At 59.2% G+C, this 21,201-nt stretch carries 19 protein-coding genes and 1 pseudogene; 9 read left to right on the top strand and 11 right to left on the bottom strand.

The window, feature by feature from the left end:
• Positions 1–55 precede the first annotated feature (55 nt).
• Both KGB28_RS31875 and KGB28_RS31870 read right to left on the bottom strand, forming a co-directional pair.
• Positions 56–760 carry a methyl-accepting chemotaxis protein gene (locus tag KGB28_RS31875; protein WP_411740600.1) on the bottom strand — a complete coding sequence of 235 codons (705 nt, stop codon included), beginning with the start codon at positions 758–760 and terminating at the stop codon, positions 56–58.
• Positions 761–961: 201 nt separating this feature from the next.
• Positions 962–1,840: pseudogene (locus KGB28_RS31870) on the bottom strand (methyl-accepting chemotaxis protein); the annotation flags it as partial.
• Between the two features lie 395 nt (positions 1,841–2,235).
• On the opposite strand from KGB28_RS31870, the gene KGB28_RS24185 reads away from it, so the two are divergent.
• Both KGB28_RS24185 and KGB28_RS24180 read left to right on the top strand, forming a co-directional pair.
• The gene (locus KGB28_RS24185; protein WP_223448178.1) at positions 2,236–2,907 is read left to right on the top strand and encodes a histidine phosphatase family protein; all 672 of its coding nucleotides are present in this window, start codon (positions 2,236–2,238) and stop codon (positions 2,905–2,907) included.
• A 31-nt stretch (positions 2,908–2,938) separates the two neighbouring features.
• A complete protein-coding gene (locus KGB28_RS24180) occupies positions 2,939–3,766 on the top strand; it encodes a phosphatase PAP2 family protein (protein ID WP_223448177.1) in 828 nt (275 codons plus the stop codon).
• 187 nt (positions 3,767–3,953) lie between these two features.
• Here the strand turns inward: KGB28_RS24180 and KGB28_RS24175 are convergent, their stop codons facing one another.
• Together KGB28_RS24175 and KGB28_RS24170 are read right to left on the bottom strand one after the other, a co-directional pair.
• Positions 3,954–5,360, bottom strand: a complete 1,407-nt coding sequence (locus KGB28_RS24175) for a DUF2252 domain-containing protein (protein ID WP_223448176.1) — start codon at positions 5,358–5,360, stop codon at positions 3,954–3,956.
• Positions 5,361–5,589: 229 nt separating this feature from the next.
• Positions 5,590–5,952: a DUF6124 family protein gene (locus tag KGB28_RS24170; protein ID WP_223448175.1), complete on the bottom strand. Its 363-nt coding sequence runs from the start codon at positions 5,950–5,952 to the stop codon at positions 5,590–5,592.
• 413 nt (positions 5,953–6,365) lie between these two features.
• Between KGB28_RS24170 and KGB28_RS24165 the strand changes: the two genes are divergently transcribed.
• Positions 6,366–6,617 carry a helix-turn-helix transcriptional regulator gene (locus KGB28_RS24165; RefSeq protein ID WP_223448174.1) on the top strand — a complete coding sequence of 84 codons (252 nt, stop codon included), beginning with the start codon at positions 6,366–6,368 and terminating at the stop codon, positions 6,615–6,617.
• A 29-nt stretch (positions 6,618–6,646) separates the two neighbouring features.
• On the opposite strand, the gene KGB28_RS24160 is transcribed toward KGB28_RS24165, so the two are convergent.
• Positions 6,647–7,108 (bottom strand): isochorismatase family protein, encoded by a 462-nt coding sequence (locus KGB28_RS24160; protein ID WP_223448173.1) that lies wholly within the window; start codon positions 7,106–7,108, stop codon positions 6,647–6,649.
• 282 nt (positions 7,109–7,390) lie between these two features.
• Here KGB28_RS24160 and KGB28_RS24155 point away from each other — a divergent pair, with 282 nt between their 5' ends.
• Positions 7,391–7,654, top strand: a complete 264-nt coding sequence (locus KGB28_RS24155) for a hypothetical protein (RefSeq protein ID WP_223448172.1) — start codon at positions 7,391–7,393, stop codon at positions 7,652–7,654.
• Between the two features lie 181 nt (positions 7,655–7,835).
• Here KGB28_RS24155 and KGB28_RS24150 read toward each other — a convergent pair whose 3' ends face one another.
• The 5 genes from KGB28_RS24150 to KGB28_RS24130 all read right to left on the bottom strand — a co-directional run bounded on the left by KGB28_RS24150 (position 7,836) and on the right by KGB28_RS24130 (position 13,374).
• Entirely contained in the window at positions 7,836–8,855 is a 1,020-nt protein-coding gene (locus KGB28_RS24150) for a zinc-dependent alcohol dehydrogenase (protein WP_223448171.1), read from the bottom strand.
• A gap of 16 nt (positions 8,856–8,871) precedes the next feature.
• The gene (locus tag KGB28_RS24145; RefSeq protein ID WP_223448170.1) at positions 8,872–9,981 is read right to left on the bottom strand and encodes a Gfo/Idh/MocA family oxidoreductase; all 1,110 of its coding nucleotides are present in this window, start codon (positions 9,979–9,981) and stop codon (positions 8,872–8,874) included.
• A 73-nt stretch (positions 9,982–10,054) separates the two neighbouring features.
• Complete coding sequence (locus KGB28_RS24140) at positions 10,055–11,278, bottom strand: hypothetical protein (protein ID WP_223448169.1); 1,224 nt, start codon at positions 11,276–11,278, stop codon at positions 10,055–10,057.
• Positions 11,275–12,537, bottom strand: coding sequence for a sulfotransferase family protein (locus tag KGB28_RS24135; protein ID WP_223448168.1), 1,263 nt, complete (start codon positions 12,535–12,537; stop codon positions 11,275–11,277). Before KGB28_RS24135 ends, KGB28_RS24140 begins: the two co-directional genes overlap by 4 nt.
• Before the next feature lie 66 nt (positions 12,538–12,603).
• Positions 12,604–13,374 carry an SDR family NAD(P)-dependent oxidoreductase gene (locus tag KGB28_RS24130; RefSeq protein ID WP_223448167.1) on the bottom strand — a complete coding sequence of 257 codons (771 nt, stop codon included), beginning with the start codon at positions 13,372–13,374 and terminating at the stop codon, positions 12,604–12,606.
• Positions 13,375–13,653: 279 nt separating this feature from the next.
• On the opposite strand from KGB28_RS24130, the gene cysD reads away from it, so the two are divergent.
• The 3 genes from cysD to KGB28_RS24115 are packed head-to-tail and all read left to right on the top strand — an operon-like array spanning position 13,654 to position 17,449.
• Complete coding sequence (gene cysD, locus KGB28_RS24125) at positions 13,654–14,583, top strand: sulfate adenylyltransferase subunit CysD (RefSeq protein ID WP_223448210.1); 930 nt, start codon at positions 13,654–13,656, stop codon at positions 14,581–14,583.
• Positions 14,583–16,484, top strand: a complete 1,902-nt coding sequence (gene cysN, locus KGB28_RS24120; protein ID WP_223448166.1) for a sulfate adenylyltransferase subunit CysN — start codon at positions 14,583–14,585, stop codon at positions 16,482–16,484. Before cysD ends, cysN begins: the two co-directional genes overlap by 1 nt.
• Positions 16,481–17,449, top strand: a complete 969-nt coding sequence (locus KGB28_RS24115; RefSeq protein ID WP_223448165.1) for an acetyltransferase — start codon at positions 16,481–16,483, stop codon at positions 17,447–17,449. Before cysN ends, KGB28_RS24115 begins: the two co-directional genes overlap by 4 nt.
• A gap of 32 nt (positions 17,450–17,481) precedes the next feature.
• Here the strand turns inward: KGB28_RS24115 and KGB28_RS24110 are convergent, their stop codons facing one another.
• Positions 17,482–18,222 (bottom strand): TetR/AcrR family transcriptional regulator, encoded by a 741-nt coding sequence (locus KGB28_RS24110; RefSeq protein WP_223448164.1) that lies wholly within the window; start codon positions 18,220–18,222, stop codon positions 17,482–17,484.
• Between the two features lie 239 nt (positions 18,223–18,461).
• On the opposite strand from KGB28_RS24110, the gene KGB28_RS24105 reads away from it, so the two are divergent.
• Entirely contained in the window at positions 18,462–19,598 is a 1,137-nt protein-coding gene (locus KGB28_RS24105; protein WP_223448163.1) for a helix-turn-helix transcriptional regulator, read from the top strand.
• An 804-nt stretch (positions 19,599–20,402) separates the two neighbouring features.
• The gene (locus KGB28_RS24100) at positions 20,403–21,188 is read left to right on the top strand and encodes a dCTP deaminase domain-containing protein (protein WP_223448162.1); all 786 of its coding nucleotides are present in this window, start codon (positions 20,403–20,405) and stop codon (positions 21,186–21,188) included.
• Positions 21,189–21,201 lie beyond the last annotated feature (13 nt).

Below are 21,201 nucleotides of genomic sequence, written 5' to 3'. Positions count from 1 at the left end.
CCGGTGGGAGCGAGCCTGCTCGCGAAGGGATCTTTCATTCACAGCAAGGCGAATGTCACACGCGGAAGTGGCTCACCATCTGCTGCAATTGACCACCCAGCCGCGCCAGTTCAATGCTGGACTTGGCGGTCTCATCGCTCGCCGCAGCGGTCTGCTCAGACACATCGCGCACGTTGATGATGCTGCGGCTGATCTCCTCGGCCACGGCGCTTTGCTGTTCGGCAGCGGCGGCGATCTGCTGGTTCATCGACTGGATGTTGGACACCGTGCGGGTGATGTTCTCCAGTGACTCGCCGGCCTTGCGGGTCAGGGCCACGCTGCTGTCGGTGAGGACGCGGCTGTTGTTCATCACCGCCGACACTTGTTGCGTGCCGTTCTGCAGGCCGGCCACCAGGCCTTCGATTTCCTCGGTGGATTTCTGCGTGCGCTGGGCAAGGCCGCGGACCTCGTCGGCCACCACCGCAAAACCACGACCGGCTTCACCGGCACGGGCCGCTTCGATGGCGGCATTGAGCGCCAGCAGGTTGGTCTGTTCGGCGACTGCCTTGATCACGTCCATGACGCTGCCGATCTTGTCGCTTTCCCGTTGCAGCACGCTCATGGCCTCGGTGGAACGTACCACCTCACTGGCCAGGCGCTCGATCTGGGCGATGGCTTCGTTGACCACTTTGTCACCTTCACGGGCTTCGCCGTCGGCTGCCGCAGCAGCTTGCGAGGCTTCTTCGGCGTTGCGCGCGACTTCCTGCACCGTGGCGGTCATCTCGTGCATGGCGGTGGCCACCTGATCGGTCTCGACTTTCTGGCTGTTGACCCCGGCACTGGTCTGCTCGGTCACGGCCGACAGCTCTTCGGCGGCGCTGGCGATCTGGGTCACGCCGTCGCGGATGCCGCTGATCAAGTCGCGCAGGGTTACGCCCATGCGCGCGATGCCTTGCTGCAACACGCCGAGTTCGTCGCGACGGGTGACCAGCACGTTGTGGGACAGATCACCGCTGGCGATGCGATCGACCACCGCCAGGGTTTCGCGCAATGGTCGGGTGATCTGGCGAGTGATGACCACGGCGGCAATGACGCCCACCAGTAACGCCAGCAACGTGCTGATCAGCTGCAGAGTGCGCGCCCGGGCGCTTTCGGCGTCACGGCGGTCGAGCTGGATCTGGTACAGCTGATCGCTCTGGGACACGATGGCGGCGCCCTGGTCGGTCATTTCCTGGCGCGCTTGCACTGCGGCATTGCTGGCGGCCTTGTAGGTCTGCAAGGCGCTGCGGTAGTTGCCCAACGCGGTTTCCAGCTGACGCAGGGCGTCTTGCCGGGAGTCGGCGAAATGCACGTTCAGCGGTTTCAGGCTGGCGATGGCGGCGTCCAGTTGGCCGACGGCTTTTTGCTCGGTCTCGGCATTGGTACTGGCGGTGTAGCCGCGCACTTCATAGCGCGCCAGCAGGAACGCTTCCTTGGCCGCGGTGATGGCCTGGAACTGTTCGAAGCGCTGGTCGCTCAACGGCATTTGTTGCACGCGGGTATTGATGTCATTGATCAGCGTGTTGGCGGTTTCGGCGTTGGCACTCATGGCGTCGCGGGCGCTGTTGCCGGCGCGATAGGCGCTGCGCATCTTGCCCAGGGACGTCCTGTAGGCGTCGATGACAGTGCCTTGCTCGCGCAGCAGCTTGAGGTTTTCCGGGCTCTTGAACTTCGCCAGCAGGTCTTGCTGCTGGGCCGAGAAGGCGTCGAGGGTGGTCTGCACGTTCTGCGCGGCGGTTTCGTCGCCGTTGGTCAGCATGTATTGCAGGCGAACCACGCGCAGCTTGGTCAGGCCGGCGTTGAGCTGGGTGATGTCGCTCATCCAGTTGCTGCGGTCGATCAGCCCGCCCAGGCTGGTCCAGCCGGTCAGGGCCAGGACGCAGGTCAGTGCCAGGACCAGGCCAAACCCCAGGCCCAGTTTCAGGTTTACGCTGATGTTGCCGAACCAGCTATTCATCACATTCCTCCAGGAACTTGGTACTTCTTTATCGTCGGTTGGCTGGAAGATTGTTTTTATTGGAAGCCGCCAAGCTGTGTAAGCAGGATGTATCGGCAGCAATCCCGGGAGCTGAAAGGATTTTTCCGCAGGGTTTGTGTAACAAGATTTTTACAGCGCTTTTAAGCTTTTTTTCACATGCGTTTCACCAGTCACTGACGCGCGTTTCTTTAACCTGCCTGGATCTAATGAGGTAGTGCGTGCCGGCGAGGCGGCTTGATGTGGAATTAAGACTGAGTCTTTTCGGGATAAAACGCTCGATCGATCTGAGCCGCTTCGCCCGTTATCGCAACGCTGCGGTGGTGTTGGCCTCGGCGTTGCTGGTGATCCCGTTGACGGTGTTCTTGCTGCGACCTGCCGCCGTTGCGGACCTGGCTCACGGCAATGTGCCCGGTGCACAGGCGTTGATGACCGGGTGGGCCAAGGGCGACGTCATCGTGCTGGTGCGCCACGTCGAGCGCTGCGATCACTCCTCGGCGCCTTGCCTGGTTGGCAACGATGGCATTACCGAGCGCTCGCGCCGTGTCGCCATGGGTGTCGGTGCGCACTTCCAGAACCTGGGCCTGGACAAGGCCGATATCTACAACAGCCCGATTCTGCGTACGGCGCAGACCGCCAGCTTCATGTTCAACAAGGTCGGCATGGGCGAAGACTGGTTGATCAGTTGCAAGGGCACCATGCTGCGCGACGCGTTGGCGCACAAGGTGGCCGGGCGCAACCTGATTCTGGTGACCCACAGCGAATGCATGGACCAACTGGAAAAAGACCTCCATTTGCCGACTTCGACCCTGGGTTACGGGGCCTCTTTGTTTATCTCCGCCGAAACGCCGCACACTCCGCGCATGCTTGGCTTTATCGAGGCCTCGGATTGGCCGACCGTGACGCCCCGTTGAATTTAACCATCCCTTCGAATCAGGACTGAGCATGCAGACCGCTTCCCGCTTTTACTGGGTGAATTTTGGTATTCCGCTGGCCTGCGCGGTCGCGGTGTTCCTGATGTTCGACATGACCAGCATCGACATCGCCTTCAACAATTACTTTTTTGATCCGGTGACGCAGACGTACCCGTTGGACCAGGTCCATCTGTTCGAAAAAATTACCCACAAATGGGCGAGGATCATTCCGAACTGGACCGGTGAAATTGCGATTATCGGTGCCTTGCTGTCATTTCTCTGGCCGCGTCTGAAGGCTGAAAAACACTCGAAAATCATCGCTTTCCTGGAAAAAATCAAAGTCGCACCGGTACTGCGCTTTGCCAACCGTCATCGACGCGACTTTCTCTACGTGGTGTTCGCTTTTTCCATCAGTACCGGGGTCATTCACTACCTCAAGGGCCACACCAGCGTGTATTGCCCGATCGAGACGACCCAGTACGGCGGCAAGATGGAGCACATTGAGTGGTATGAGAATTTCGACCTGCTGAAAGTCGCCGGTGAGGGGCGCTGCTGGCCGGGCGGACATGCGTCGGGCGGTTTCACCATGCTGGCGTTGTACTTCGTGGCGCGCCGTTATCGCTGGCGCTATTCGAAAGCGATCATGTACGGCTCGCTGACCCTTGGATTCATCTATGGCACAACGCGGGTATTACAAGGGTGGCACTACATGTCCCACACCTTCTGGGCCGGGATCTTCGTGTGGCTGGCGTGTTTGCTGACGGCGCTGGCATTCTACGGGCGAGCGAGGCTGGAACAGCCGGTGCTCACCAGAGCGGAACAACCGGTGTTGGCGGCTCAGCCTCAATCTGTGAATTGAGCTGACGATTGAACCGCAAAACCCGCACTCCGAAAGGGCTGCGGGTTTTTTTAAAAAAAAGCCCGCGGGAGGACGGGCAAACCGTAGTTTCTTGAATGAGCGAGCGAAATGTACAGGCTGGCGCGGGGTGGTGGGGTGAAGAAAAATTCATCTCGCTCCAAGCCCCGTACCAGAGCCTGCGACACCGCTACGGCAAATGATCGGCGGCAAAGTCGGCTTCCGACCGGGCACGCAAGCGACCCTTGCGGCAGGCTTGCTGGAACCGCTCGAAATCACGCTCGTTGTGCTCGGTATAGCCCTGGGCATATTTATAGAGCGCGTCGGCCAGTGCATCGCTCTTGCCGATGTAGCCGCTGATCACCGCCGCGTGTCCGGAAGACTTGGCATGAGCGCGTGCCAGGGCCCGGCCGCAGAGCCGGCCATAGGCGGCGAATGCGTCGCCATCGAAGGTCTCGAGTTCGGCGGAGATTTTCATATCGCGCAATTGCCGCACATAGAAATGTCGCCCGCTGGGACCGGTGGTCCAGCCGAGGAACAAGTCGCTGGCAGATTGCATCAACCGCTGGCCGTCGACCACCCGTTGCCCCTCATGCCGCACCCGCGACCTGGTCTTCACGTAGCCGGCGAGCACCGAGCGTCGCGCTTCCTTGAATTGCAGGAACAGCGGGAACTGCTGATCGTCGGTCAGCAGCGCCACCAGGCAACGGGTGCCGACACTGCCCACGCCCACCACTTTGAACGCCATGTCCTGAACGTGAAAACGCAACAGCAGATCACGGCGGTCCGCTTGCAAGGTGCCGCGATAGTCGCGCATGAAGGTGTCGTAGAGCGGACGCCAGTCCGAGAGGCGTAACCAGTCGTCATCGGCGTCCAGCAGCGTGGTGTTTTTGTGCAGGTGGAAAATTTCCGGCAGGTCATCGCGAATGATCAGACGGCCATGGGCGTCGCGTTCGCTGATTTTCGGCAGCAGTTCGGCATGGGTGCGACGTTCGGCTTTGGCGATGGCGCGTTCCACATGGTCCAGGGTGCTCTTGTTGGCCTGCGCCAGCAGGTCGTCATAGCTGATGGATTCGTACCAGGTTTCCAGCGAGCTCTGTTCGGCGCACTCCAGCATGGTCTGCTGATAGGCCTGCACCACTTCGTGGCAGATCGTTTCCTCAACGGATTCCCCATGGCGCAAGTCGCGGGCGGCCACCAGGAAACTCGCCACCAGGCGTTTCAAGTCCCACTCCCACGGCCCGGGATGGGCTTCGTCGAAGTCGTTGACGCTGAACAGCAGATTGCGCTCAGGCGTTGCGAAACCGCCGAAGTTCATCAAGTGGCTATCGCCACAAATCGGCGAAACCAGCCCCATGTTCGAGGTGCCCGCCAGGTCGTGGGCGTGCAGCAGCGCATTGCCGCGATAGAAGGTGAAAGGCGACACCAGCATGCGTCCGTAGCGCAACTCCACCAGCGATTTGACGCGTCCTTCACTCGATGCCTTGATCAGCGGTATGGGGTCGCGGTCGACATTGCCCAAGGCTGCTTGCGAACTGCGGGAACACTTCTTGCGCGCATCCTTGCCTTGCTTCAAACGGTCGGTGAGGGTGGTCATGGAGGCCTATTCGACAGGGGTTACAGGGCGATTGCGGATTGAGTGTAGAAGGGCTTTGCGGGTTCGTCCGAAACCACGTTCAAGTGTCCGTGGTGTGCTGCGATGACCGTGGCTCTGGCGTTGGACGGTCCCAATGAGACCGCCCATTTTCCAGGATCAAACCTGCATCTGCAGCCGTCGCCCAACCACATCCAGCAAATCGCCGGCCATCAGGACGTATCGATCCATCTCAAGCCTCCACTTCGTCGAGTGGCGCAATGTTGTCCAGTGCCCGGTTCACCAGCAATTGCGCCAGCACGGCCAACTGCTGGATCGCCAGGGCGATGTTGCGACGCGAACTCTCAAGCTCGCAGGCAAGGTCGGTGCTCATGACGTTGAGCGAGGCCAGGGTTTCGCTGGCGTGGGTGAGCAGGGACGGTGTGTCGATGTTGGGGCGCAGGGTGAAGACGTGGCTGATGGGGTCGAGGTGATTGGGGTTACGGAGGCGGGCGCTGATGGCGGGTTCGGTGAGGTCGGAGAGGTTGGAAAAGTCGGGTGTTTCGGTTGTTGAGTCAGGTGCAGTGTTTGGCGGATTGGGACTATGTTTTTTCATGATTGTGCTCCGTCTTTGGTTGAAGGAGCTGCCAGCTATCTGCTGTCAATCAGATGTGGGTGGCAGCTGTACGCGGGTTGACAGACCGGAGAGCAACAAAACCGGTGCATCCGAAGATGCCCCACGCACAGCCACCATAAGACAGAACGCGCAGAAGCATGCCGTTTTATCGGGAAGAGTGGAAGGTAGCTCTTCAGCCTGTCAAAGCCGATCACTGATTTGCAGTGACCGACGAAGGCTATCTTCGAGAGGCAGCATCCGCCAGTTCATGAAAGGCGATGCGTTTTGCGGGAAATTTCCTAGGACGTGAGGAAGGCGTCGAGATGGGTAACCGCTTGGATGCTAAGTCAAATCGATTCGCAGTAATGTCCTGTATGCAATACATTCGATCACCAATGTCACGGTAACCGAACATGGATCAATCTCTTCTGCTATCCCGCCTGGGGCACCAAATACGTGAAAAGCGTAAGAGTCTCGGACTGACGCAAGCAAGAGTTGCCGAGCTTTCCGGGTTGCCGCGACAGAAAGTTATTGCCGTGGAAAAGGGTACATCCACCGTTGCAATGGTCGCGTTTGCCCGAGTTTTGTGCGCATTGGATTGTGAGCTTTCTGTGATTCCGGCAGCACTGCCAACGCTTGAAGAACTAGGTGAATTGTTCGAGTGAAACGATGGCTTTTGCGTGAACATAACAGCTTACAAATCCGCCAGTTTTACCGTGTGCTTGAAATGATGCTCCCAAAGCCTGACCCCCAACCCGCCCGTCCGGTCCAGCGAAGACCCCACCGTCAAATCCGTGATCAACGTCGGCTGCAACCCCGCATCAAACAGAGCAAACCCCGCCGCCAGGCAGCAGGTCTCGGTCTGCAGGCCGCACACCAGCACGCGTTCGACGTTGAGGCTTTTCAGGTAGTCGATGGTTTCCGGTGTGGGCGCGTAGCCGTGCTTGATAAAGATGCGGTCGGCCGGGATCAGGCTGTCATCGTCCGGTGCGGGGTGCCAGCCGAGCTGTTTTTCGAAGGGGGTTATGGATTCGTCATGGCGCTCGACCGTGGCGACACTGGGCAGGGTGCCGATGAGCGCCTGGATACCGTCGATCAGCCACTGCGGCGGGGCGAAGCCGGGTTGTACGTCGATGATCAGGAGGGCTTGACGCATGGGCTTCTCCGAGGGGATGGCAGTGATAGGGGCGACCGTGGGTGCAAAGTGTTCTGGATGGTCTCGCTGGCAGGCCAGTTACAAAGCTCAGCCGTTACCGATGCCCATATTGCAACCATGCACATAGCGGCATTGCGCGACTGTCCATGTGACCCTATCGTCAGATTTCACCTGCCACAAAGTGCTTTTATGAGTTGTGAGCGTACGATGTAACTCACGTTTTCGCTGAATTCCCGGGGGAGCGAAAGAGGCGACTGAGCGGTATGGCATTGGAGAAAAATCATGATTCGCAAGCACTACTTGAAAGCCCTGGCGATGCTGCTGATCGCCGCTGGCGTGCAGTGGGTGACGCTACCCGCTTACGCGACCGAGCAGGGTCAACAACGGCGTGAAGCTCGCGATACCAGGCAGGAAGGGCGATCCACCGCCCGGCAAACCAAGGATGAATGCAGAAAGGGTAGTGACAAGAGCAACGTGGAATGTCGCCAGGACAAGCGCAGCACCAAGCAGGATACCCGTCGCACAGCCCGGGATATCAAGTACTGATCGTTAGCGTGGGTCCTGATTGCGCCTGCCGGCAGGCCGGTCAAGCGCTTCGGGATTTCGAGAGATGGTGGATGTCCGCTTCGATCCAGGGCGGACATCATCGAAATGCGCTGTAGTCATGGTGGTCGTTTGCGCAAGAACGATGATACAGCCGTACCATCTCCATGTTCTGGCTTGAGACTCATCCGAACGTCACCAACACCTTGGCCGATTCATCCGCACGCGCGGCGGTAGCGAAGGCTTGCTCGAAGTCTTCGAAGGCGTAGCGATGACTGATCAGCGCGGTGGTGTCGATCCGGCCTGCGGCGAGGATCTCCAGCACTTCGCCAAACTCGGTGGGATAGGCCATGGCGGTGGTCACTTCCATCTCCTTGCCCAGCGCCATCGCCAGATCCATGGCAACCGGTGCGTGATGTACCGCCACCACCGTCAGATGCGCCCCGAAACGTGCGCGCGCGATGATTTGGGGAATAACCGGAGCGGCGCCCGACACCTCGATGAATTCGTCGGTATCCACCACTGGCATCCCGTAGAGCGTGCCAGCGCCATGGCGCTTGCCGATTTCAGCCCAGAGATCGCAGTTGTCGGGATTGAACGTGGCGTTTGCACCGAGCGCGCGCGCACGCTCCAGACGTGAGTCCACGCGATCGACGGCGATGATGTCCGCGACGCCGCGCAAACGGAGCATCGCCACGACACCGAGCCCGATGGGACCCGCGCCGAAAACGACTACTTTGCTGCCAGCGCCGGCACGCGACCGGTTGACGCCGTGCAGCGCGACGGCGAGCGGCTCGACCAGTGCAGCGGTTTCGAAGTCCAGGGTGTCGGGAATGGTGTAGACCGACGACTCGGCCATGACATTGCGCACGAGAATGTGCGAGGCGAAGGCCCCAGGGCCTCCGGAGCCGATCATGTTCGCAGGCGTCGTCGGGTTGACCACCACGCGCTGGCCTTTGCGCAGCGCTGTCACTCGCGCGCCCACCTCCTCGATCACGCCCGAGAACTCATGCCCGAGCGACAAGGGACCATCGCCCCCCATCGGCAGGCCACCGGCGCGCGCATAACCGAGGTCAGAGCCGCAGATGCCGCAGACCACGACCTTGACCACAATATCGTCCGGCCCGGCACTGGGGCGCTGTACCTGCTCGACACGAATATCGTCAGGTCCGTGAACCGTTGCATGAAGCATCAATTTCGTCATAGCAGAGTCCTTCATTTCAGATTGTGATCCAGGCACGTTTGCGCGCTGACAGTCGAATTGCATCGAGTACCTGTTGGCCTCGCGCAGCGTCGTTGAATGTGGCGGCACGCTCGGGGATCGCGGGTGCGCGATTTTCGATCCGCGTGCGCATCTCGGCGAACAGACGCGCATAGGGCGCAACATCGAAGCCCATGGTGTGCCAGCGGTCCTGCTCGGTCTGGATCAGCTCGGCGACGGGAAAAACTGTCGGCATTGCGTTGACCAGATCCGCGGGCATTTCGATGCGCCGCACACCATCGGCGTCGCTCACCCAGACTTCTTCGGGGTCACCAAATGTCGCGCCGCTCTGAATCCACGCGCCGCCTGTGCTGCCCACCACTTTGGTGGCCATCACCAGCGGCCCCGGCGCGGCCAGCGCGGCGATGATTGATCCGGCAACACCGCTGTCCGTTTCGAACTGCACGGTGTAGCAATCGTCGGCCGTCATGGTGGGGCGCCCGGGCGCCAGCGTCTGCAGCACGCCGCTGACACGAGCGATGGGCCCGAACATGTATTCGACCTGATCGATCATGTGCGAGCCGAATGCGCCAAGGAAACCGCCGCCCTGGTCAGCGTCCTCCCACCAGTCGCTGAGCTTGCTTGTCGAGTCCTGCAGGCCCGGTTGATGGTAGATGCGCAGGAAATGGCGCGGCGTGCCGATCAGCCCCGACTGAACGACGCGCCGCAGCAGCGCCTGCGCGCTGTCGAAGCGGAATTCGGCGCCGAGCAGGTGATGAACACCGGCCTTTGTCGCGGCTTCGCGCATCTGCGCCGCTTCGGCGGCGTCGCGGGCAAAGGGTTTTTCGCACACGACATGCCGCCCGGCGGCGATCGCGGCCATCACCGGTGCATAGTGTGCGTGCGGGGGCGTTGCCACCGTAACGAGCTGTATCGCCGGATCAGCCAGCACCTGGGCCAGACTATCGGTCGCCAGTGGGATACCCAGCGGCGCGGCGCGGGCGATGGTGCGGGCACGGTCTCGGCCGACGATGGCGCGCACCTCGAAGCCAGCCTCGCGCAGCGCACGGACATGGGTAAAAAGGCCGAAGCCGGTGCCGACCACGGCGGCACCTATGGGATGAGTCATCAGAGATCGCCTCCATGCAGGACATGATTGATCGCCACGATGCAGTGCCGTGCCATTTCGCCGGACAGCACGCTCATTGCGCCACCTCGCCACTGATGATCGGCACGATGTCTTCAAGTGCCTCTTCACCACGTTCTTGCAGCATGGCGAGCGCAATACGGCGCAGCGTTACCTGCGGCGGCTCGCCCTGTGTGCCAATCAGGCGCAAACTCATGCCGCCATGGACATGGCCGAAGGACTGGACCCAATTGCCGGCGATGCCGGGCTGGCCTTGCGCAACGATGACGCGCACCGAGCCGTCGTGGCGATAGCTGGCCTTGTACTTCTGCACACAACCGCCGCCGTCCTCGTAGTTGTCGAGGTTTTCTTGCCAGATCGAACAGAGCTGGAATATCCAGTAATCACAGGCTGAGGGCAGGAAATCGATAACCAGCGCCTCGTCGCCAGCACACTCCCAGGTACCGAAGCCGTGGTGTCGGTCCGGCACGCCGCCATTGGACAGGTACACCGCGCGGTCGAAGCGGATGCGGTTTGGCCGCTGGCTGAGATTGTCCTGCCACCAGCTGCGCACCAGCTCGCAATAGCCAAGTACCATCTGGCCCGCCTTGGCGAGCGCATCGCTTATTTCGGCGGCGGTGACGGGGCGCGGTTGCGGGCTATCGATCCGTTCGATGGTGAAGTGAGGCGGCGCGGTATTCGCGCGATCATGGTAGAGCGTGCGCACCAGGAGACCGACGCAGTCCGGTGAGATCGACAGCCAGTCGCGCCCGTCTGCGGGTTTGTTCTGGCTGACAACGATCTCGAAGTTGCCCTGCGCATCGAACTTCACCTGGCGTGAGGAGATGAAGCCGGTGGTCTGCAGCGCAGCGGGATCGAATTCGTCAAGACCGGATACACCTCGCGTTGCCCAGTCCTGAGTGCCGGGATGGCGCGGTTGTGGCGCGCGCCATGAGGCAATGACGAAGTACGGCAGCCCGCCACGATGGCCACGAATGACATAGTCATGACTACCGTCGACGAACTCGGCAAGCAGATGATCCTGATCGGGAGACTGGAAGTTGATGGACTGGCGCCAGGGCGCATCGCGCAGGCGCGGCCGTTCTGGCTCGCAGTTCTCCAGGTAGCGTTCGAACCCGTTGCGCATGAGGCGGGTCATGAATCGATACCATTCGGCACGGTCGAGGGTATCGGCCTCGGCGCCGAAAGCATCGACCCTGTGGCCGGCCTGGCGAACGGTTTCGCAGAAGTCGTCCCACGCGTGGCCGGACAACAGACGTTCCGTAGCTAGATCGGTCATGGCCGCTCTCCTTCGATGCGCTCTGGCCTGACCGAGAAGCGCTCATAGTAAAAGCCGAATCGCTCGCGCAAAGCGGCAATATCAACCCCGAAATCGCCTTTCAGGTCATAGACGACGCGACCATGCTTGCCCCGTGGATTGGCGTTCAGATAGGCCTGGATCCGGGTCTTGGCATCGGCGGTCAGTGGCAGGCCGGCCATGGCATAGATGCGTTCGATCACCGTCTGTTGGTCGGCCATGTAGTCGTCGAAGAGCACATCGAGCGATTGGCCGGCGGGAACACTGTCCCGGTCCCGAACGCAGGCGCGCAGCAGATGTTCCACTCGATCTGTCCAATAGCGCGCCAACGCCTTTACGTCGACGGTATGGCGGCGGATGCGGTCGCCATAGGCGATCATGGTGATGGCGGACTGGAGCACGGCAACGGGGTCGCGGTGGGTGATGACGAGCGTGGCGTCGGGATAGGTCGTCATCAGCGGCCGCAGGTTCTCCATGTGCGGCGGCGATTTCATCACCCATCGGTTCGGGCCCTGGAGCCAGGTGAGCGCCTGCAGGACTCGGCGACCATAACGGTAGTGCGGCGTCTGATCGTGGCTGTAGTAGTAGTCGCGCCAGCGACACGGGCGAGACTGCCATTCCGGCAGATAGGACGAGAAGTCCAGGCCTTGCAGTTCGATGTCTTCATGCACGTGGGTGGGGGACATTTCGTGCATCGCCGGCATGAACGGCAATATGGCTTCGAATTCGCCCCAGGCCTGGCGGGTACGAACGATACGTGGATCTTCCCCGTCTGATGTTTGGTCTTGCGGCGCAGGAATCGGCTCCATCGCTTCCCAAAGCGGCATCGAACGCAGTCGCGGATCGGCTGCCAGGATGTTGACCAGGTGGGTCGTGCCCGAGCGGGGAAGGCCGGCGACGATGATCGGCCGATCAATCGCGACGTCGTTGATTTCCGGGTGTCGCTTCACCAGATCTTCGAAGCGCAGGCGCGAAGATGCGTAGCGCACGGCATCGCCGAACATCCCCGCGCGCCCCAGGGGGCCGAGCTCCGTGTCCTCGTCAAAACTCGTCAGCCAGATCCGCAGCCGTTCGCGGAAGTCCTCCGAACCGAAGTCGGAAAGCCCCGTGCGCTGGCATGCGGCTGCCAGGACGGCCTCCTCGCGCATTTCCACGGGGGGGACGCCCGCGATCGCTCGACGCTGCCGCTCGGTCAGCTCGGGGGCGCCCAGGTCTGTGATACGGATGATGTCAGGTTTCATGCGCTGCTCCATAAGTGTGAGGAGAGGTGTTGGCGACAGGCAGTACTGGAAGGGCCGACGCCGGACTCAGCCGGCGACCGTGAAACCGCCATCGACAGGCAGTGTCTGTCCCGTGATCCAGCCGGCGGCCGCGCTTGTCAGGAAAAGGACTGGACCGGCGATGTCCTGCGGCACCCCAAGCCGTGCTGCCGGCGTACGCGCAAGCGTGGGCGCGGACCACTGCGGATTGGCGACAGTCGCCGCCGTCATGCGGCTTGCAGTAAGCCCCGCCGCGACCGCGTTGACGCGAATGCGCCCGCCCCAATGGACCGCCAGTGTCCGGGTCAGCCCGACGACGCCAGTCTTTGCCGCGCCATAGCCGGGCACCACATCGATCCCGAAGAACGAGCTCATTGATGCAATGCCGATGATCGAAGGGCCGCCTGGCAGCGTGCTTTTCAGGAGTTTGTCTGCGCAGCCATGCGCCATGCGATAGCCACCAACGAGGTGCATGCGCACCGCGCGTTCGAAAACGTCCGGTTCGTACTCGTCCAGGCCACAGCTTGGCAGCGCAAAGCCAGCGTTGTTGACGAGGATGTCCAGACGCGGCAGCGCTGCTGCAACGGCAGAAATGTTGTCTGCGTTCTCGATGTCGAGCTGCAAGTAGCGGTAGCCGTCGAGGTCAATGTCGTAATCGGCGGCGCAGGGCCGGGTGCCGGTGATCGTCACTTGCGCACCTGCTGCTCGGTACGCAGCGGCGATGCCGGCCCCGATGCCGCTGGTGCCACCGGTCACCAGGACATGGCAATTGTTGTAGTCAAACTGAAGGTTCGGCCAGTCGGCCTGTTGAGTGTTCATGGGGCGTTGCCTCCAATAGGTACACCTGATTGCTGTGGCGCAATGGGCCAATCGATCAGGAGCAGCAGCTATCGCCCCGGCCGACTGGCGGTTCAAGATAAGGCGATAGTATTAAAAGCATTAGAACTGCGAATAGTCTAAACGGACGATGATCCATGCAATTGCGAGATCTACCTTTAAAGCCAGTTTAAGTAACAAGGCTTAAAAAGAGGTGGGCGATAAACGTCCACACGCAATCGCACCTCGAGTGACTGGGCCGGGCATCGGATTCTCGGTGGCATCACGACCCAGCGCAGAGGAAGGAGGAAATACATGCTGACGCACTTGCAGCGTCTTGAGGCCGAGAGCATTCACATCATGCGAGAAGTGGTCGCTGAGTGTGAGAACCCGGTAATGCTCTACTCCGTCGGTAAGGACAGTGCAGTGATGCTGCACCTGGCCCTGAAGGCGTTCCATCCGGGAAAACTGCCGTTCCCATTGCTCCACGTCGACACGACCTGGAAGTTCCGCGAGATGATTCAGTTCCGCGACGCCATGGCGAAAAAGCACGACTTCGACCTGCTCGTCCATATCAATCCCGAGGGGCTGGAAAAGGGCATCAGCCCCTTTTCCCATGGTTCGGCCATACACACCGACATCTGGAAAACCGAGGGATTGAAGCAAGCGCTGGACAAGCACGGTTTCGATGCGGCCTTTGGCGGCGCACGGCGGGACGAAGAAAAATCGCGGGCCAAGGAGCGGATATTCTCGATCCGCTCCGAGCAGCACCGCTGGGATCCCAAGCTGCAACGCCCGGAACTGTGGCGGATGTATAACGCCCGCAAGCACAAGGGCGAAAGCATCCGGGTGTTTCCCCTGTCCAACTGGACCGAGCTCGACATCTGGCAATACATCTATCTGAACGACATTCCGATCGTGCCGCTTTACCTGGCGAAAGAGCGACCGGTGGTGGAGCGCGACGGCACGCTCATCATGGTCGATGACGAGCGCATGCCACTGAACGACGGCGAGGTTCCCGAGATCAGGAAAGTGCGTTTCCGCACGCTGGGTTGCTACCCGCTGACCGGCGCAATCGAGAGCGAGGCCGACTCCTTGACGGCCATCATTCAGGAAATGCTTCTGGCCAGGACGTCCGAGCGCCAGGGTCGCCTGATTGATCACGACTCCGCGGGCTCGATGGAGAAAAAGAAACAGGAGGGGTATTTCTAATGGCACACGTATCCGATTTGATTTCCGAAGACATCGAGCAATATTTGAAATCCCACGAGAACAAGAGCCTGCTGCGTTTCATCACCTGCGGCAGCGTCGACGATGGAAAAAGCACGCTCATCGGGCGCCTGCTCTACGAGTCGAAGATGCTCTTCGAAGACCAGTTGAGCCAGTTGGAAGCGGATTCAAAGAAGGTGGGAACGCAAGGTGGCGACCTGGATTTCGCACTACTGGTCGACGGACTTTCCGCCGAGCGTGAACAAGGCATCACCATCGATGTTGCCTATCGCTTCTTCTCGACCGACAAGCGCAAGTTCATCGTCGCCGATACACCGGGCCACGAGCAATATACGCGCAACATGGTCACCGGAGCCTCGACAGCGGATGTCGCCATCATTCTGATCGACGGGCGCAAAGGGGTGCTGACCCAGACGCGGCGACACAGCTATCTGGTGTCGCTGATCGGGATTCGCCATGTCGTGCTGGCCATCAACAAACTGGATATGGTGGGTTACTCGAAAGAGATCTACGACAAGATAGACGCGGACTATCGCGCTTTCGCCAGCCAGATCGGCCTGCAGAATATCGTCACCATCCCGATGTCAGCCCTGAAAGGCGACAATATCACCGAGCCGAGCGCGAACACCCCCTGGTACCAGGGACCGACACTGATGGGGTACCTTGAGACGGTGCAGGTCGAGGATGCTGCGGATCAGTCCGGGCCGTTTCGCATGCCGGTGCAGTGGGTCAACCGACCGAACCTCGACTTCCGCGGCTATGCCGGGATCGTTGTCGGCGGCAGCGTCAAGCGCGGCAATCGCCTGCGTGTCCTGCCGTCGGGGAAGGAAAGCCGGGTCGCGCGTATCGTGACCCGCGAGGGTGACCTTGAGGAAGCCGTCTCTGGCCAGTCGATCACGATTACGCTCGAGGACGAGATCGATATCAGCCGGGGCGACATTCTCGCGACGATCGATGCACCGGCCAGGGTGGCAGACCAGTTCGAGGCAACGATCGTCTGGATGAGCGATGAACCGATGCTGCCGGGCCGCCCCTATCTGTTGAAGATCGGCACCAAGACCGTGACGGCCACCAGCGCGACACCGAAATACAAGGTCAACGTCAATACACTCGAGCATCTCGCCGCCAAGACACTGGACCTGAATGAAATCGGCGTCTGCAACCTGAGCTTTGACCAGCCAATCGCATTTGATCCCTACAAGGAAAATCGCGATACCGGCGGTTTCATCATGATTGACCGCCTGACCAACAATACGGTCGGCGCCGGACTCCTGCACTTTGCCTTGCGTCGCTCGCAGAACATCCATTGGCAGGCGATTGACGTAAACAAACAGGCGCACGCTACCCTCAAGGGGCAGAAGCCTTGCGTACTCTGGTTCACAGGGCTGTCGGGTGCCGGCAAGTCCACGATCGCGAACCTCGTCGAGAAGAAACTGCATGCATTGGGCAAACATACCTATCTGCTTGATGGTGACAACGTGCGCCACGGCCTCAACAAGGATCTCGGTTTCTCCGAAGCCGACCGGGTCGAGAACATTAGACGCGTAGGTGAAGTCGCCAAGTTGATGGTCGATGCGGGGCAGATCGTTCTGGTGTCCTTCATCTCTCCATTCCGCTCTGAACGCAGAATGTCGCGCGAGCTGGTGGAGCAGGGCGAGTTCTTCGAGGTGTTTGTCGACACGCCGATCAGCGTGGCCGAACAGAGGGATCCAAAAGGCCTCTACAAGAAGGCTCGCCGTGGCGAACTGACGAATTTCACCGGTATCGATTCCCCCTACGAGCCGCCGGAAAATCCGGAAATTCGCATCGACACCACCGCTTGTTCTCCCGAGGAAGCAGCCGAACTGATCGTCAGCCATCTTGTCGCTCGCGAGGCCCTATGAATCGCTACGTTGCATTCAATGGGGATGCCGATGGGCTGTGTGCGTTGCAACAACTGCGGCTTACCGCGCCTGACGAGTTCGCCGATGCGAGGCTGCTGACCGGTGTCAAGCGCGACATTCAGTTACTGCGGCGTATCGAAGCGTGCGAGGGGGATGCCATCACCGTACTCGACATCTCCCTCGATCAGAATCGTACCGATCTTCTTCGCCTGCTTGAGGCGGGCGCTTCGGTGCGCTACTTCGATCATCATCACGCAGGGGAGATGCCTCGGCATGGGCGCTTCGAGCCCTATATCGACGAGGCTGCCGACGTCTGCACCAGCATCCTGGTCGACCGCTATCTTGGCGGTCGCCATCGTGCATGGTCGATTGCTGCGGCATACGGCGACAGCCTGCCTGAGGTGGGCTGCGCCATGGCCAAGGCGCAAGGCATAGATGTTGGAGTGGTCAGGATCCTGGAGCGGCTCGGCCTCTATCTCAACTACAACGCTTATGGCGAGACCGTTGCCGATCTGCATTTCGATCCGGCCGAGCTGTCGACCCTGATGCAGCCGTTCGCCGATCCGCTGGAGTTCGTCGCCGGCTCGGACGCCTACGCGCGGCTGGCGGCAGGCTATGAGGAGGACATGGATCTGGCACGTCGACTTACGCCGACACGCCAGATACCCGGCGCGATGCTACTGATGTTGCCTGACGCGCCATGGGCACGGCGGGCCATCGGAACCCTGGCCAACGAGCTCATGCAGGCACAGCCAGATCGTGCGCTCGGTATCCTGTCGCCCAAAAGGCAAGGTGGATTCACGGTAAGCGTGCGCACTCCCGGACATAGTCCGGTGGCTGCGGCTGACTTCTGCCGCACCTTTGACACCGGCGGTGGCAGGAAACTGGCGGGAGGTATCAATCATCTGCCCGAATCGGAAGTCGACCGTTTTACACGCGAGTTCGAAACGAGCCTCTCCAGGTAGCAGTCATTACCCATGCAATGTTTACAGCTGCCTCATGAGGGCAAGCTGTAAACGTGGGCTGGAGCCTGTTCGGGTACGTCAAGGCGGGAAAGAAGGGAGACAGTTTCGGGCGACATGGGGCCCGCCAGCAGTGCCACCAGGCAGTCTTCGATGTTCTTGATGAACAACTCGGTGTCCATCACCAAGGTCTTCTTATCGCTCGCATCAAGCATGCGAGAGTGGTCGGCGAGCCCATGGAGGAGCAATACTGCCGCCAAGTGCAGGCGCTGCTGGGCCACGGACTCGGGCAGGTCCTGGAGGACCCCGAGCAGCGCCCGCCTCAACCGATCCACCTGACCCAGATTGAGCGTGGAAGCGCGCAGGTTCTGTACGGAGAGCGTATGCACCGCCACCAGTTGGGCATCCAGACGGATAAAGTCCTTCCCACCGTTGGGATCGAACATCTTGTCGGCCACCGGATACATCAGCGCGCGGACCACGTCTCGCACCGAAGGATTACCTCGTTCCTCCAGTTCATCGAGCAATGCGTTACGCCGGCTGGCAATGCCAGGCTCATGCTTGTCGAGGATGGCCTGCAGCAAGCCGTCCTTGCTGCCGAAGTGGTAATTCGTGGCGTTCTTGTTCCGCTGCCCGGCGGCTTTGTTGATGTCGCTTAACGACACCCCTTCGATACCGCGCTCGGCGAACAGGCGTTCGGCAATTGACACGAGCTTTGCTCGCGTGACGACGCTTTTCAGTGTCAAACGTTCGATTTTTCTGACTTGCTGGGTCATCACACCAATCTTTTGAGTCGACCAATGGTACGAAACGAATCGCAGTTTAACATCGGCCATAGGGTGGATCGTACAAGTAAACTCACCGGCCGGCCGGCGCGCTTCGCAGGACGCAAAGTTACACGATCTGGCAGGTAGGCCCACCTCCTTTCAGACTATAGATCCGGGTGTTGCGCTCAATCGACGACGGCACCTATTCTCGACCATCTCCAACACAAATAAATATAAAAGGATTGTCCATGCAGAGCCTCAGCCTCGAGACGTTCAGCGAGTTCGTCGGCAATCTCTATCAAGGACCGCTGGAGAACATCCCCTGGACGACCTTCCTCAACCGGCTCAATGTGTATCTGCAAAGCAAGTTCGTCACGTTCATCCTGCGCCCACCGAGTCAACACGACACTGGCCTGATGATCCACACCACGGGTTCCTCAGCCGAAACCACGGCCTCCTATAACCAGCACTTTTTCAACCTCGACCCCTTTGTCGACCTGCCCAACCGCCAAGTCGTCACCCTGGCCGAATTCGTCTCCGACGACGAGTGGCAAAACTCCGAGTTCTGCAAGAATTTCCTCGAACCGCTGGACGTGTTCCATATCCTCGGCGCCGACATCAACACTGCCGACGGGGCTCAGTGCCGCATCCGCATCAGCCGCGGTCGCGACGACAGAGCCTTCAACAATGATGAAAAGGCCCTGTTGGCGCAGTTCATTCCGCACCTGGAACGCTCGATCGAGATCCATATGCGGTTGAACCGTATCGAAACCGAGCGCAACCTCTATGCCGGCGCGGTAGATCAGATGGCGGTTGGCACGATCATTCTCGACGAAGCCGGCAAAGTGCTGCGGACCAACCAGGTGGCCGACCGCCTGATCCAGGAAAAAGACGGTATCAAGCTGGTCAACGATAGCCTGCAGATCGGCACCGCGCGTGACACCCAGGAGTTCCGCCGCCTGGTGAAACAGTCGCTGCTCTCGCAAAAAAGCAGCAACCCCTCGGTGGTCGAGGCCCTGCGCGTGCAACGGCCTTCGGGCCGCGCGGACCTGGGTATCATCGTGCGCTCGGTACCGTTGTCAGACTGGAGCGAAGGCAAACAGTGCCCAGCGGTGGTGATCTTCATCAGCGACCCGGAACAGCAATCCAGTGCACCGCAAGAGATTGTCCGCGCCCTGTTCGACTTCACCCCGGCCGAAACCCAGCTGGCCATGCTGCTGGCCAACGGCCTGACCCTGGACGAAGCCTCCGAAGAACTGGGCATCAGCCGCAACACCTCACGGGCACACCTGCGTTCGACTTTCTCCAAGACCGGAGTGACCCGCCAGACCATGCTGGTGCGGTTGATCCTGCGCAGCGTAGCGACCCTCGGTTATTGCAAGTAGTCGCCGCGTTGGATGCATCGGTGTCGGGGCCTGGCGAAAACGGTTGATTAACCATGAGTAACGCCGGCAACCTCATCCTCGGCCGCCGCCAGTACGCGGTCTGGAGCGGCTCACCATCGATGAGGGTTTAATTCTTGTCTTTTGGTTTGACAGCCTTGAGTTGGCGGTCAGAGAGGCTACTGGATTTCAGGCACAAAAAAAGACGTCCGTGGACGTCTTTATTTGATCATTTGGTGGGCCGGGGTAATCTGAATTGATCGTGTAGGTTATTGATTTTATTTGATAATATCTGGTTGTATTTTTTGCTGGAATACTGATTGGAATACCGTATCGACAAAAACGCGCACCGCCCAGATTTCAATCAGGATTCACATGTAGCGACATGTTGAATCATCCCGATGTAGCAAATTCGCCTCCTGTCTTCTGACTGGTTTACAGCAGTCACAAAGCCATATCTAACGGTCTGACCATGATCAGGTAACGATGGCGTCGACACCACATCAATCCGGTTGTGCCCGAGCTCATAGCTTATGATCCCGTACCGTAATCCTCGGCAGCATTCAAGAAATACCTACCTCATGATTCATCAAATGTACTAGGCGGTTACCATCCAATAAAAGCATTTTGTGAAATTAATAGGGTGGGTGTTTTTGACGTGGGCGAGCGGCCGTGAAGGGTATTATTAATCCATGATGATTGCCTTGGTAGGCGCTTCACAACGACTAATAGCAATGCCGCCGTCAGTCTTTCCCCTCGTGTCGAGGTTTTACCCTATAATTTAAATTTTGTTGAGGTAGAAGATCAATGATTTTAAGTGAAAAAACTATACAGCAAAGAGGGTTTATTGAAGGTGCTACTCCAAAGCAATTCCGTCATGGGAGTTATGATCTAACTATTCATCGTTTGGTGACCGCGGAGGGGGAGTTAAAGGACGAGTTCGTGCTACCGCCGCAAGGTATGGTGAAAGTTGTATCGTCTGAAATTATTCGCTTGCCCACTGATGTGATGGGTTATGTTTTCGTTAAAACCCAGCTTTGTAATGAAGGTGTGCTTGCGTTGAATATCGGGATTGTTGATCCGGGGTTCGCAGGCCCCTTGCAAAGTGTTTTGATTAATTTCGGGAAAGGCGCTGTCCGCTTGAAGGCGGGGAGTGTGTTTAGTCGTATATCATTTCAAGCAATTGATCTTCCGCAGCAGGATTATGCGATCAGCGAAGTAAAGTCGCATGAAGACGTTATTGATATGGTGAAGAAGCATACTGATTTATATATGGCTTCTACGTTTTTAGATGTGGAAGGTGCAACCTCAAAAGCTGCAGAGGCTGCATTTTCAAAGTATAAAAAATCTTTGATAACTTGGATTCCAATTGTTGCACTTGCATTAGGGTTTATGACTTTCGGTCTGAATTTTGGAAATATGTGGCTGCTGCAGAGTTATTTGAAGCCGCAGGATCAGGTTCGCACGGAATTGCTTGCGGCAGACATTCAGTTAAGGATGAAAAAGCTAGAAGAGGAAAACGAAACTTTGAGGAAGTCCATTGCTCCGGTTGTTTCTGGCTCAAAAAATAACGTTAGTGCTAAGCAAAAATAATGATGAGAGGGGG

This window comes from Pseudomonas sp. BF-R-19, assembly GCF_019956445.1.
Taxonomy (GTDB): Bacteria; Pseudomonadota; Gammaproteobacteria; order Pseudomonadales; family Pseudomonadaceae; genus Aquipseudomonas; species Aquipseudomonas fluorescens_BH.
Note: the sequence above shows the minus strand (reverse complement) of the source record. Positions and strands in the feature narration are given on the sequence as shown.